Annotated in this window: 11 protein-coding genes; 4 read left to right on the plus strand and 7 right to left on the minus strand. The window is 64.9% G+C overall.

From position 1 onward, the window contains the following. Nucleotides 1-102: 102 nt before the first annotated feature. Genes L0966_RS03205 through L0966_RS03215 form a run of 3 tightly spaced genes read right to left on the minus strand, consistent with a single transcriptional unit; the run spans nucleotide 103 to nucleotide 2,962 of the window. Entirely contained in the window at nucleotides 103-1,086 is a 984-nt protein-coding gene (locus L0966_RS03205) for a threonine/serine dehydratase (RefSeq protein ID WP_234050392.1), read from the minus strand. Then, a complete protein-coding gene (locus L0966_RS03210) occupies nucleotides 1,083-2,150 on the minus strand; it encodes a glycosyltransferase family 1 protein (RefSeq protein ID WP_304945414.1) in 1,068 nt (355 codons plus the stop codon). The genes L0966_RS03205 and L0966_RS03210 overlap by 4 nt, the downstream gene beginning before the upstream one ends. Next, nucleotides 2,150-2,962 (minus strand): UDP-2,3-diacylglucosamine diphosphatase, encoded by an 813-nt coding sequence (locus L0966_RS03215; RefSeq protein ID WP_234050393.1) that lies wholly within the window; start codon nucleotides 2,960-2,962, stop codon nucleotides 2,150-2,152. Before L0966_RS03215 ends, L0966_RS03210 begins: the two co-directional genes overlap by 1 nt. A gap of 565 nt (nucleotides 2,963-3,527) precedes the next feature. Between L0966_RS03215 and L0966_RS03220 the strand changes: the two genes are divergently transcribed. Beyond that, on the plus strand, nucleotides 3,528-4,376 hold the full coding sequence (locus tag L0966_RS03220; protein ID WP_234050394.1) for a fumarylacetoacetate hydrolase family protein: 849 nt from the start codon (nucleotides 3,528-3,530) through the stop codon (nucleotides 4,374-4,376). A 111-nt stretch (nucleotides 4,377-4,487) separates the two neighbouring features. On the opposite strand, the gene L0966_RS03225 is transcribed toward L0966_RS03220, so the two are convergent. The 4 genes from L0966_RS03225 to L0966_RS03240 all read right to left on the minus strand — a co-directional run bounded on the left by L0966_RS03225 (nucleotide 4,488) and on the right by L0966_RS03240 (nucleotide 8,552). Continuing rightward, entirely contained in the window at nucleotides 4,488-5,609 is a 1,122-nt protein-coding gene (locus tag L0966_RS03225; protein WP_234050395.1) for a carboxylate-amine ligase, read from the minus strand. Between the two features lie 274 nt (nucleotides 5,610-5,883). Next, a complete protein-coding gene (locus L0966_RS03230; protein WP_234050396.1) occupies nucleotides 5,884-6,627 on the minus strand; it encodes a 16S rRNA (uracil(1498)-N(3))-methyltransferase in 744 nt (247 codons plus the stop codon). 468 nt (nucleotides 6,628-7,095) lie between these two features. Next, the gene (locus tag L0966_RS03235; protein ID WP_234050397.1) at nucleotides 7,096-7,959 is read right to left on the minus strand and encodes a polysaccharide deacetylase family protein; all 864 of its coding nucleotides are present in this window, start codon (nucleotides 7,957-7,959) and stop codon (nucleotides 7,096-7,098) included. A gap of 434 nt (nucleotides 7,960-8,393) precedes the next feature. Further along, nucleotides 8,394-8,552, minus strand: a complete 159-nt coding sequence (locus L0966_RS03240) for a hypothetical protein (protein ID WP_234050398.1) — start codon at nucleotides 8,550-8,552, stop codon at nucleotides 8,394-8,396. Between the two features lie 102 nt (nucleotides 8,553-8,654). Here L0966_RS03240 and L0966_RS03245 point away from each other — a divergent pair, with 102 nt between their 5' ends. From L0966_RS03245 to alaS, 3 genes are all read left to right on the plus strand, one after another. Continuing rightward, on the plus strand, nucleotides 8,655-9,518 hold the full coding sequence (locus tag L0966_RS03245; RefSeq protein ID WP_234050399.1) for a tRNA nucleotidyltransferase: 864 nt from the start codon (nucleotides 8,655-8,657) through the stop codon (nucleotides 9,516-9,518). Nucleotides 9,519-9,638: 120 nt separating this feature from the next. Then, complete coding sequence (gene recA, locus L0966_RS03250; RefSeq protein WP_234050400.1) at nucleotides 9,639-10,727, plus strand: recombinase RecA; 1,089 nt, start codon at nucleotides 9,639-9,641, stop codon at nucleotides 10,725-10,727. Nucleotides 10,728-10,940: 213 nt separating this feature from the next. Then, nucleotides 10,941-13,595, plus strand: a complete 2,655-nt coding sequence (alaS, locus tag L0966_RS03255) for an alanine--tRNA ligase (protein ID WP_234050401.1) — start codon at nucleotides 10,941-10,943, stop codon at nucleotides 13,593-13,595. The last annotated feature ends 260 nt before the right edge of the window (nucleotides 13,596-13,855 follow it).

A 13,855-nucleotide genomic window follows, 5' to 3' on the forward strand; every position in this document is an offset into this window, starting at 1 on the left:
ACGACGCTTGATGCGCCTTTCACAAGCGAACGCCTGCGGGAGGCGCTGCGCGGCATCCTGCCCTTTGAGAAGCGGAACGCCGGGAGGGTTTTGCGGCTGGCGCTACCCCCTCAGACACCGCAGATAGGTGTCCGCATCCACATTGCCGCCGGACAGAACGACGACGATGGTTCCTTCCGCGCGCAGGCGCCCCTCCAGCAGCGCGGCCAGGGCCACGGCACCGCCCGGCTCCACCACCAGCTTCAGCTCCGTGAAGGCATAGGCGACCGCGCGGGCAACCTCCGCATCGTCGGCGGACGCCGCCTCGCCGACCAGCTCACGGCTGATGGCAAAGGTGATCTCGCCCGGCGTCGGCGCCAGGAGCGCATCGCAGAAGGAGCCGGTTGGGGCGGCATTGCGCTCGCGCACCCCTGAGCGGAAGGAGCGGGCATGGTCGTCGAACCCCGCCGGCTCGCAGGCCACCACCCGCGCGGCGGCGTCGCGTGACTTCACCGCCAGGGCGATGCCCGCGATGAGCCCGCCACCGGAAGTGTTGGCGGCAACCAGGTCCGGCTTCAGACCCTGCGCGGCGAGATCCTCAATGATCTCCAGCCCCACGGTGCCCTGGCCGGCGATGACATCGCAATCATCATAGGGCGGCACCATTACCGCGCCGCGCTCGGCGGCGATGGCGCGGGCGATGGCGTCCCGATCCTCGGTGGCGCGATCATAGCCGACCACCTCGGCACCCAGCGCCAGCGTGCGCTCGCGCTTCAGAGCCGGCGCATCGTGGGGCATCACGATCACGGCGGGCATGTTCAAGAGCTGCGCGGCGGCCGCCACACCCTGGGCGTGATTCCCGGAAGAGCACGCCACCACCCCGGCGGCCCGACCCTCCGGCGGGATCTGCGCGATGCGGTTATAGGCGCCGCGGAACTTGAAAGAGCCGGTGCGCTGCAGGGTTTCGGGCTTCAGAAACACGCGCGCACCGACCCGCTCGCTGAGGACGGGGGAAAACACGAGGGGCGTGCGCACCGCCACGCCCTTGAGGCGGGCGGCGGCGGCATCCACATCGGCGGCGGTCGGAAGGGAAAGAGGGGTGCTCATGCCTCCGAAGCTACCCGACGCCGCAGGCGAAGGCGATAGCGCCGCGCGATGGGACCGATATCGTGCGCGATCAGCACGTTATCGAGGAACTGCCGAGCACTTTCGCGCCACGTATAGCGCTCGCCGAAACGCCGCGCGGCGGCGGGCGAGAGCTCCAGCGCCTTCATGCATGCGGTGCGCAGGTCCTCGTCCAGCACGCCCACCTGCTCGGTCGCGCCTTCCAGCACGTCCAGCGGACCGGTCACCGGATAGGCCGCCACCGGCAGCCCGCTGGCCATCGCCTCCAGCAGCACGATGCCGAAGGTGTCGGTGCGGCTGGGGAAGCAGAACACGTCGCAGGCGGCGTAGGCCTGCGCCAGCTCCTCCCCCTCCTTGGGGCCCAGGAAATGCACGTCTGGGTAGCGCGCCCGAAGCATCTCCAAAGCGGGACCGCCGCCCACCACCACTTTCGAGCCCGGCAAGTCGAGATCGAGAAAGGCCTCGATGTTCTTCTCGACGGCCACACGGCCCACGAACAGGAAGGCGGGGCGCGGAATGTTCAGCGTCGCCTCGGGCCGGGGGCGGAACAGGTCCGCGTCGACCCCGCGCGACCAGCGCATGAGGCGCTTGAAGCCGCGCGCCGCCAGGTCCCGCTCCAGCGTGGCGGTGGAGACCATGACGCCGCCGGCCGCATTGTGGAACGAGCGCAGCCACGCATAGGTCCAGCGCTCGGGCACCGGGGCGCGGGCCGCCAGATATTCGGGAAACTTGGTGTGATAGGAGGTGGTGAACGTACGCCGCGAGGCGATACAGGCCCGCCGCACCAGGATGCCAATGGGCCCCTCGGTCGCGATATGCACGAAGTCCGGCTGCATGGCCTCGATGCGGCGCATGATCATGCGCGGCGTGGCCAGAGCGAGACGGATTTCGCTGTAGGTAGGCATGGGAATGGTGCGAAATTCCTGGGGAGAGAGGAACATCAGCTCCGCCCCCAGGTGCTCCGCCTCGCGCGCGGTGTACTCCAGCGAGCGCACGACGCCATTGATCTGCGGATGCCAGGCATCCGTCGCGACGAGAACGCGCATCAGGCGGCCGCCCGGGCCTGCCCATCCACCAGATCCGACTCGCTGTCCGGCGCAGCCTTCAAATTGCGTGTCCAGCAGATGATCTCCAAGCGGCCGTCGTCATGCTCGGCGATGGCGGTGCAGCTCTCCACCCAATCGCCGCAGTTCACATAGCGCACGCCGAACTGATCGTGAATAACCGCGTGGTGGATATGTCCGCAGATGACGCCGTCCACCGAGTTGCGCTTGGCCTCGTCGGCCACGGCCTCCTCGAACTTGCCGATATAGTTCACCGCGTTCTTCACCTTCAGCTTGGCCCACTGGCTGAGCGACCAGTAGGTGAGGCCGAGCTTGCGGCGCACGCGGTTCACATAGGTGTTGGCCATCAGCGCGGTGGAATAAGCCCAGTCGCCCATGAAGGCGAGCCACTTGGCGTGGCGCACCACCACGTCAAACACGTCGCCATGAATGACCAGATAGCGCTTACCGTCGGCCGCCTCGTGAATGGCGGTTTCCACCACGTCGATGCCGCCGAAGTGGGTGCCGTAATAGTCGCGCAGGAATTCGTCATGATTGCCGGGCAGGTAGACAATGCGCGTGCCCTTGCGGCCCTTGCGCAGCAGCTTCTGCACCACGTCATTGTGCTTCTGCGGCCAATACCACGACGAGCGCAGGCGCCAGCCGTCCACGATGTCACCGACCAGATAGATCACGTCGGCATCATGGTACTTCAGGAAATCCAGCAGCAATTCTGCCTGACAGCCCTTGGTGCCCAGGTGAATGTCTGAAAGAAACAGGGCGCGATAGCGTCGCGCATCCGGACTCTCGCTCACGCCAGGACCTCCACGCTTTGGAACCCGACCATGGCCACCCCTCAAGAGTCACCCTCCAGGGCCAGCCAAGACGCCCTGAGTCAGCCACCGAACAGGCTGAGCGGGTGCTCGACGCAGTTACCCGGAGTCGTGCTTCCCTTTTATGACGCCAGCGCGAAAAACGGAAGCGGAATGCCTCCAAACAACGCGTTCCAGAAGGCCGAGCCAGTATTCCGGCAGCGGCGGAAAGGCGGCTAATAGTCTTTAGTTGCAGGCGATGAGCTTTCCACGCCACACCGAGACGAAAATCACTACGCGATAGCGAGACTGGCCCGTTTTCTGCCCAGACAGCCGCCATCAGATGCGAACAGGAAGCCCGGCCCTCCCCCGGATCTTTCCGATATTACGCAGCGTCATCTAAGGCCGGGAACGGGCGGATGCCTCGCGCTCCCCTGCGGAAGATATTGTCGGAGCGGGAGAAAATATTGCATCGCACGCACCATTGACCGGCGCGATGCCACAGGTCAGCGTGCCTGCCCGCCGACCTCCGGAGGTGGGCGCGTAGGGGCACAAAGGAGCATCTGGCATGAAACTGGTTCGTTTCGGCGCGAAGGGCACGGAGAAGCCCGGCCTCATCGACGGCAATGGGCGGGTGCGCGACCTTTCCGGCCATGTTTCCGAGCTCGCCGGCGAGGCTCTTTCCCCCGCGAGCCTGGCGCGGCTCGGCGCGCTGGAGGCTGAGACGCTGCCGCTGGCGCCGGAGGGGGTGCGGCTTGGCCCCTGCGTGCCGCGGCCGGGCAACTTCATCGCCATCGGCCTCAATTTCGCGGACCACGCCGAGGAAACCGGCAACCCCATCCCCGCCGAGCCGGTGGTGTTCAACAAGGCGCCGAACTGCCTCAGCGGCCCCAACGACGACATCATCATCCCCAAGGGCTCCACCAAGCTCGATTGGGAAGTTGAGCTCGCCTTCGTCATCGGCACCCGCGCGCGCTATGTGGAGGAGAAGGATGCCCTTTCCCACATCGCCGGCTACTGCCTCTGCAATGACGTGTCGGAGCGCAATTTTCAGATGGAGCGGTCGGGTCAGTGGACCAAGGGCAAGGGCTGCGAGAGCTTCGGCCCCGTGGGCCCCTGGCTGGTGACCGCCGACGAGCTTACCGACACTTCCGATCTCCCCATGTGGCTCGACGTGAACGGCGAGCGGATGCAGCACGGCTCGACCCGCACCATGATTTTCCGGGTGCCGTTCCTGCTCAGCTATCTCAGCCAGTTCATGGTGCTCGACCCCGGTGACATCATCACCACCGGCACCCCGCCCGGCGTCGGCCTGGGCAAGACGCCGCCCCACTTCCTGAAGGCCGGGGACGTGGTGACGCTCGGCGTGGCCGGGCTGGGCGAGCAGCGGCAAACCGTGGTGCCGTTCCAGCCCTGATCGCCGCCGGCCGGTCGCGCGCCGACCAAATGAAGAGCCCCCGAGAGCTCTCGGGGGCCGGGTGCGCGGGCACTCTCGCTCGGTCCGGCGAACAAATGCCGGGCATCGACCCTATTGCAGCGTGGCTTCCGCCAGCCAGCTCTTCACCACATTGAGGGCCTCGGCACGGCTGCCGGTGCGGTGCTGCGCTTCCTGATAAAGGGCAATCTGCACGTCGGCGCTGGTGCCCACCTCGGCGATGGTGCGCACATGCATCAGCGCATCAAGGCAGTCGAGCGCCTCCGCATCTTCCGCCACCAGATTGACCAGCCCCTCAACCGCATCGCGCACGGAAACCGCGCGCCGCTGCGCGAGATCCACGAACGAGCCATGCACGCCATAGCGCTGGGCCCGCCACTTGTTCTCATCGGCAATGGCCCGGTCGACCGCCCCCACGTCGCGATTGTGGTGGGGATTGCGCACCAGGAAGCGCGCCAGCGAACGATAGAGGGCCACGATGGCCATCGTGTCCTCGATGCGCGTGCAGCTGTCAGGGGCGCGCAGCTCCAGCGTCGGAAGCTTGCGCGAAGGGCGGATCGCCCACCACACATAGCTCGAATCCGAAATCGCCCGCGCCGAGACGAGCGCGTCCACATACCGCTCATAGTCGGCATTGTTCTCGAACATATCCGGCAGGCCGGTGCGCGGCAGCTCATCATAGGCGGCCAGGCGATAGCCCATGAGCCCCGTTTGCTTGGAGCCCCAGAACGGCGACGACGTGGCCAAGGCGACGAAGTGCGGCACATACGGCACCAGCCGGCGCATCACGTCCACCCGCTCGTCCGGATCGGGCAGCTCCACATGCACGTGCAGGCCACACACCATGTTGCGCTCGCCCAGCATCCGCAGGTCATTCATCAAGCCGTCATAGCGGTTCGCCTTGGTGGCGCGCGCGCCGTCCCAGGTGGCGGTGGGGTGCGTGCCGGCGGCGATGAAGCCGAGACCGTGGCGCGCCGCCACCTCCCCCACCGTCTGGCGCAGATGGCGCAGCTCATCATGCGCGCCGCCAGAGGTGGTCGCCGGACGGGTGGAAATCTCAAGCTGGGATTGCAGCAGCTCCAGCGTGACCGAGGCCCCGAGCTCCTCCTTCAGCGCATCGTAGAAGCCCGGCGGCATCCGCCGCTGCACCGCCTTGGTTGCGGCATCGACAACGAAGAACTCCTCCTCGATTCCAAATCGATAGGGCTGCGTCATCGCCACCTCCGAAAGATGATAATGAAAGGCTAAGCCAAAATGGCACACACACTCAACAGCGGCGATAGACTGCCCGAAAATCCGTCCAAAATGGGGCACAAGAGGACGCACATGCAGCAATGAGGCTCGAATCGGCGAGTGCAATGCAGTATGAAGGGCCGATATTTCCTTAGCCCGCACCATCTTGCAGCGCGCGAAGGAAAGACGGATGTATTATTTCTAAATTACACGCCAGCCCTGCTGCGTCCAGCACTCACACTACATAACGCTACGGCTAGCGCGCCGGCCCCGCACCACTCCGCGCGGCCTCTACCAATGCGAGTGCCGCCACGGCGGCGGTATCTGCGCGCAGGATGCGCGGCCCGAGCGAGAGGATGACCGCGCGGGGGGCCAGCATCGCTCGTTCCTCCGGTGCGAATCCGCCCTCCGGTCCCACCAGCACGCTCACCGGCCCCGGCGGCGCCCGGCGCAATGCGGCGACGGGGTCGCCTTCCTCCGCCGCTTCGTCGCAAAATGCCAGCACGCGGTCCGCGGGAAGCTCCGCAAGCCATTGGGTGAGCGAGCGGGGCGGGCTCACCTGCGGCAGCGTCAGGATCCCGCACTGCTCCGCAGCCTCAACGGCGTTGGCCGTCATCCGTTCCAGGTTCACGCGCGAAACCTGGGTGTAGCGGGTTACGACCGGGCTCAGAATGCCCGCGCCCATCTCGACCGCCTTCTGAATCATGTAGTCGAGGCGCGCGTGCTTCAGCGGCGCGAAGGCATATTCCACCGTGAGTGCACTAGGCTGCGGCCGCGTCTGCGCCAGCACCTCAAGCTTCACGTCGCGCTTTCCGGCGGCGACGCGGCGCGCCCGCCACTCCCCATCCCGCCCATTGAACAGCAAAATGTCTGCGCCGACAGCGAGGCGGATCACATTCGCCGCATAGTGGGCCTGCTCCGGCGCCAGCGCGACGAGCGCGCCCTCGGACAGGTCGTCACTCACGCACAGGCGCTGGGCATTGAAATCGTGATCGGGCATCGCGGCTTTCCTTTCTGGCGCGAAGGGTCAGCACGCCCCCGCAGCAATGGCAAGCCGCAGCGCGCCGGCGAACGCCGTGATGCAGGCAAACGTTAGCGCGAGGATGGGGCTCGACAGCCCTTGAGGCCGGCCGCTCCGAACGGATTGATGCACCGCGGACGGGCTATTGAGGGCACCGCCCGCGGTGCATCCCAGCAGTCGTTGGAGCCCCCTCCAACAAGCTGCGACGCCTGACCGGCACGTCAACCCTTGCCGCAATTCGGCAACCGCCGCATCCCCCGAATAGGGGATGCGGATTTGACGCTGTCACTCTTCTGCAACATCGGCATTGATTCGCGGGGGGCCGAGACCAGGCTCGCCGGGTGCCCTGATGGCCCGCCTCACGCCGCTAAAATGATTTCGGTCGTCGTTCGCATGAAGCAATCGACGACCGAAACCACTTGAACGGATGTTTGGCGCAGGCCGGGCTCAGAAGAGGCTCGTGCCCGTGGAGACCGCCGCCGGCGGGCGCGGCTTGGTCGTCGCGCTGGCGGGACGCGGCGCGACCGCACTACTGGCGGAAGCCGCACTTGCGGGCTTGGCGGATGCGCTGGCGGCCTGGGGCTTGGGCTTCTTGCGCGCCGGCTGCGGCGTCAGGGACGCCACTTCCTCCTTGCGCGGAACCGGCCGGTTCATGGCAATCAGCTCAGACACGGTCACGAACTTATAGCCCTTCGCGATCAGCGCATCCACCACACGCGGAACAGCCGCCACCGTGGTCGCATGAATGTCGTGCATCAAGATGATGCCGCCCGGGCGCGTCTGGGCCATCACCTTGTCATAGATGGACTGGGTATCGCGGTTCTTCCAATCTAGAGAATCCGCGGACCAATAGACCATGGCGAGGCCGAACTTGTCCTCGATGTGCTTGCGCAGCGTGTTGTTCATCGCGCCATAGGGCGGACGCAGATAGATCGGGTCCTTGCCGATGGCGGCATGAATCGCGGCCGAGGTCTGGCTGATCTGCCGATCGGCCTCCTGCACGCTGACCTTGGGCAGCTGCGGATGGTTCCACGAATGATTGCCGATCTCGTGCCCGGCTTCGGCCATCCGGCGCAGCAGCTCCGGATTCTCCGAAGCTCGCGTGCCGACCACGAAAAACGTCGCCTTTATGCCCCGCGCTTCCAGGATCTTCAGCAGCTTGGGGGTGGTTTCCGGGTTGGGCCCGTCGTCGAAGGTGATGGCGATGTAGGGCCCATCCACGTTGGCCGACGTATAGGCCGGGAAACGGTGACCGGAGCTGTTGGCCGCATTGGCAGGGGGCGTCCCCTCCCCCATAGGGGCGGCAGCCATGGGCGCGCTCATCGAGGGCGTGTTCATGGCAGTCGAACTTTGTGCGACTGTTGAAGCAGCAGCCGACGCACCGGCCCCCGCGACGGGCGCGGACAGAAGCGCCGCGGCAGCTGCCGCCTGCGCCGCCGAGCCGTTTGCGCCATGCGCGAACGAATTGGTTGCGGGCGCAGCGGCCCCCGAAGTGGGCTGCTGGGCGGGCTTTGCAACAGGGGCGGCACTGGAGATAACCGGCACCGCGGCGACGTCCCCCGCCGGGGCGGGCGACACAATCTGGCTGAATGCAAGCCCGAGACCGAGCGCACCCGACGCCAGAAACGCAGACATGGCCACAAGAACTCTCACAATGCCGGCTTCCTGTACGATTTCGCAAAAACCATAGCGCACTCTCAGTCCTGCTCTATGGACAAATTATGAACTTATGTCGTCCAGCCATATCAAAAACGATCCGCGATGCCTTCTTGCAACAGCTGCGAGGCCCGGAAAGGCAACGGTTTGGCGAACATTGCGGCCCAGCGTTGCCCGCCACCCGACACATGGGTGCAATGCAGCCCTGCATCCGCGACCGACGATAATACCGCCGCGATGACATGCATCCGCCAACATCGCCGCGTTTCGGTCGTCTGGAGCCGGTCGAAGTTGCGGCGGGCTCCACTCTTGTCTTGCACTGCGATGGCACATGGTGATCCACTTGAAAGATGGATCGCGACACTTCTCCATTCCCGTCCGACCTGGTGCAGTTGCATCCGGGCCTTGGTCTACTGCGCTTCGCCGCCCTGCTCTCCGACGGCGCGGAGGCGGACGACGAGACCCTCGACGCGATGTTCGAACAGATGGAGATCGGGGCGTTGGACCGCTTGCCCCCGGTCGAGATCTGGAGCGAGCTGGAGCGCGGCCTGATGGGCGCGAAACCCTCGGCCATGCTGCGTGCGCTGCGGGCCTGCGGCGTGCTCGAGATTATCCTGCCGGAGCTGGATGCCCTGTTCGGCGTACCGCAGATCGCCGACGACCCCGGCGAGGTCGATCTTGGCGAGCTGCTTCTGCGCTCCCTGGACGAAGCGGCCTCCGTTAACGCACCGCTTGAAGTCCGCTTCGCGCTGCTGGTCATGAATGCCGGCAAGTCCGATTCTCCCAAAGAGCACCTGCCTGCCCACTACCGGCACATTGAGCGCGGCGCACCGCGCGTTGCCGCCATGGCTAAGCGCTTCGGCGTTTCCGAAAGCTGCCGCGACCTCGCAATGCTGGCGCTGAAGGAGTGCGAGCGTGTGCACCGCACCTCTGCCGTGCGCGCCGGACCGATCGCCGCCATGCTCGCGCGCATCGACGCCTTCGACAACCCGACGCGTTTCGCCCGCCTTATGAGCGTGGCGCGCTGTGACTATTACGGCCACGGCGGACGCAGTGAGCCCGAGTATCCCAAAGCCCAGATTCTCGAAAAGGCGCTGGCGAGTTGCGCGCCGCTCTCCCCCGAAAGCTTTGAGACGCCAGAGGAACTGATGACAGCCCGCGCTGGTGCGATCGCCCGAGCCTTCCGCTCCGAGCGCTGGTCCGACGACGACTGAACCGAAACTACAACTGTGCCCCACCCTTCTTCGTTGGTTAGAACATATTGCGAACAAGGAACAAAGCAAGTACATAAGGGGTGATCTCATTTCCCCTTGCGCCAGCACTGGAGCGCGGCGATGACTCAGGCGACACTCCGACTCGTCGAAGGTTCTTCCATGGACAAGACCAAAGCTCTCGATGCCGCGCTTTCTCAGATCGAGCGCCACTTCGGCAAAGGCTCGATCATGCGCCTGGGCAAAGGCGGCAAAGCGCTGGAAATTGAGAGCATTCCCACGGGTTCGCTGGGCCTCGACATCGCGCTTGGCATTGGCGGTCTTCCGAAGGGCCGCGTTGTCGAAATCTTCGGCCCGGAATCGTCCGGTAAGACCACCCTCGCCCTTCACGTGATCGCCGAATCCCAAAAGCGCGGAGGCACGTGCGCCTTCATCGACGCCGAGCATGCTCTCGACCCAGTCTACGCGCGCAAGCTGGGTGTCAACCTGGACGACCTCCTGATCTCCCAGCCCGATGCCGGCGAGCAGGCGCTCGAGATCGCCGATACCCTGGTGCGTTCTGGGGCCATCGACGTCCTGGTGGTGGATTCTGTAGCAGCCCTCACGCCGCGCGCGGAACTTGAGGGCGAGATGGGCGACAACCAGCCCGGCATGCAGGCCCGGCTCATGAGCCAGGCTCTGCGCAAGCTCACCGCGTCGATCTCCAAGTCCAACACCATGGTCATCTTCATCAACCAGATTCGCATGAAGATTGGCGTGATGTACGGTTCGCCCGAAACCACCACGGGCGGTAACGCGCTGAAGTTCTATGCTTCCGTGCGGCTCGACATTCGCCGCTTCGGTTCGATCAAGGAGCGTGACGAAGTCGTGGGCAACCAAACCCGCGTGAAGGTGGTGAAAAATAAGCTCGCGCCACCCTTCAAGCAGGTTGAGTTCGACATCATGTACGGCGAAGGCGTCTCCAAGATGGGCGAATTGCTCGATCTCGGCGTGCGTGCCGGCGTGGTGGAAAAATCAGGCGCGTGGTTCTCCTACGACAGTCAGCGCCTCGGCCAGGGTCGAGAGAACGCCAAGACCTTCCTGCGTCAGAATTCCGAGGTGGCTGGCCGGATCGAAGCGGCAATCCGCCAAAATGCGGGGCTGATCGCGGAACAAATTCTCGTCGGCACTCCGGAGGAGAATGCCGATGGCGAAGAGCCAGCGGAGGGCTAACCTTACCGCTGGCCCGCCCGTGGGCTGCGGAGAGTTCAAGGGTTTCTGGACAAGCGCCGGGCTCGCCGGTAAACGAACCCGGTTCCGTTTCGCTCGTGTGACGCCTGCATAGGCGGTGAGCGCGGAACCGGGCGACAGCGCGAGCGCTTCGTTCGAGGTGATCATCGCCGGCTGCGTCTCGCGCGTCCGGCTCTTAAAGGTAGTGGCCGGCACATGAGCGGCGTCAACGAGATTCGGTCGACTTTCATCGACTACTTCGTCAAGCACGGGCACGAGGCGGTTTCCTCATCCCCGCTGGTGCCGCACAACGACCCCACCCTGATGTTCACCAATGCGGGGATGGTGCAGTTCAAGAACGTCTTCACCGGAATGGAGAAGCGCGCTTACTCGCGCGCTGTGACCGCGCAGAAATGTGTGCGCGCCGGCGGAAAGCACAACGATCTTGATAATGTCGGCTACACAGCCCGGCATCATACCTTCTTCGAAATGCTCGGCAATTTCTCGTTCGGCGACTATTTCAAGGATCGCGCGATCGAGCTTGCATGGAATCTGGTCACCGGTTCGTTCGACCTGCCGAAGGATCGCCTGCTCGTCACCGTCTATAGCGAGGACGAAGAGGCCTACAATCTTTGGAAGAAGATCGCTGGCCTGTCCGACGACAAGATCATTCGTATTTCAACAAGCGACAATTTCTGGTCCATGGGCGATACCGGTCCATGCGGACCCTGCTCCGAGATCTTCTTCGATCACGGGCCGCACATTCCCGGTGGCCCTCCGGGCTCGCCCGACGAGGACGGGGATCGCTTTATCGAGATCTGGAACCTCGTGTTCATGCAATACGAGCAGCTCCCCGGTGGCGAGCGGCTGGTGCTGCCCCGTCCGTCCATCGACACGGGTATGGGACTGGAACGCATCTCCGCCGTCCTCCAGGGAACGCATGACAATTACGAAACCGACCTGATGCGCGCCTTGATCGCGGAGGTCGCGGAGCTCACAAACGTCGATCCGGATGGGCCGCAGAAGGCAAGCCACCGTGTTATCGCGGATCATCTGCGCGCCTCGGTGTTTTTGACGGCGGACGGCGTGCTTCCCTCCAATGAGGGCCGCGGATACGTCCTGCGTCGCATCATGCGCCGCGCTATGCGCCATGCTCAGCTTCTGGGCGCGCGCGACCCGCTGATGCACCGTCTGGTTCCCGCCCTCGTGCGCGAGATGGGGCGGGCTTACCCGGAGATCGTGCGGGCCGAAGCGCTGGCCAGCGAGACACTGCTGCTTGAGGAAACCCGCTTCCGCCGGACGCTTGAGCGGGGTCTCTCGATTCTCGAGGAAGAGAGCGCGGGCCTTGTCCAGGGTGCAAGCTTCCCCGGTGAGGTGGCCTTCAAGCTCTATGACACCTACGGCTTCCCCCTCGATCTGACGCAGGACGCGTTGAGGGCCCGCGGCATCTCGGTGGACCTTAGCGCTTTTGACGCGGCGATGGCCCGCCAAAAGGCCGAAGCCCGCGCCAATTGGGCAGGGTCCGGTGAGGCGGCGACGGACAATGTCTGGTTCCAGATCCGCGACAGGGTCGGTGCCACCGAATTCCTTGGCTATGAGACGGAAAAGGCTGAGGGTGCTGTCGTCGCTTTACTGAAGGATGGCGGGGAGGTTGAGAGCCTACCAGCCGGTTCTCGCGGGCTAGTCGTGCTGAACCAAACGCCATTCTACGCAGAATCCGGTGGCCAGATGGGCGACACGGGCGTGTGGAGCGGCGAAGGCGGCGTGGCCGTGCGGGTGCTTTCCACTCAGAAGAAACTCGGCGACCTGTTCGTCCATGAGGTTGAGGTCACTGCGGGTGAGCTGAAGAACGGTGCCGCGCTGGTGCTCGAAGTGGACCATGCCCGACGCTCCGCATTGCGGGCGAACCATTCGGCCACTCACCTGCTGCATGAGGCGCTTCGGCGCGTGCTTGGCGAGCATGTGGCTCAGAAGGGCTCGCTGGTGGCGCCGGATCGGCTGCGCTTCGATTTTTCTCACCCCAAGCCGCTTTCCCCGAGCGAGGTCGCAGAGGTCGAGGACATCACCAACAGGTTCGTGCTGCGCAATGAGCCCGTTGAAACGCGCGTCATGGCAGTGGACGACGCCATTGCGTCAGGTGCGCGCGCGCTGTTCGGCGAGAAGTACGGTGATGAAGTCCGGGTGGTGTCCATGGGCACCGACGCTGGAAACGGCTCCCCTTATTCCATTGAGCTTTGCGGCGGGACGCATGTGCGGCGGACGGGCGATATCGGCATCGTTTCCGTTGTTGCGGAAACTGCTGTCGCTTCTGGTGTGCGGCGCATCGAGGCGCTGACGGCCGATGCCGCTCGCCACCACCTCAATATTGCGAATACGGCCCTGCAGGGTGCGGCGTCGATCCTCAAAGCGCCTGTGGCGGAGGTCGAGGCGCGGCTTGCGGCTCTGGTTGAGGATCGACGCAAGCTTGAGCGCGAATTGACCGATGCGCGCAAGAAGTTGGCGATGGCCGGCGGAGGCGAGGAGCAGGGGCCGCGGGTCATTGAGGTTAACGGCACGAAGTATCTTGCGATTGCGATTTCCGGCGCGGATGCCAAGGATCTGAAGGCGATCGCCGATGAAGGGAAGAGCAAGATCGGGTCCGGTGTCGTTGCGGTGGCAAACAGCGCCGCAGACGGAAAGGCGTCCCTTGTGGTCGGTGTGACGGCGGATCTCGTCGGTCGGTTCGATGCGGTGGCGCTGGTTCGACGCGGCGCCGAAGCTCTGGGCGGCAAGGGCGGCGGTGGGCGGCCGGACATGGCCCAGGCGGGCGGTCCGGACGGTGGGAAATGCGAAGCGGCTCTCGCGGCGATCGAGGCAGCGCTCGCCGGCTGAAAGTGCGGCGTGGGTCCATTATGGTGGGCGCGCTCGGCCTCGTTGGTGAACCCGGCTGCGGGCGAGCGCGCGTCCAGAAAGACATCAGCGCGGCGGAGGTGCCAGGTGCGCTTCGTTGAGCAGCGGTCTCGCGACCGGCGCTGATCCGCGGACCTCTCGCAATCACCCCGGTGATGGCGATTGGATGGCTCTTCGCAAGTCGCGATTTCGCTGTGGGGCGACTGGCGCCACACATATTAATGCAACTCCTGAGGTGTTTT

This window comes from Xanthobacter sp. NM-59, assembly GCF_021401125.1.
GTDB lineage: Bacteria > Pseudomonadota > Alphaproteobacteria > Rhizobiales > Xanthobacteraceae > Xanthobacter.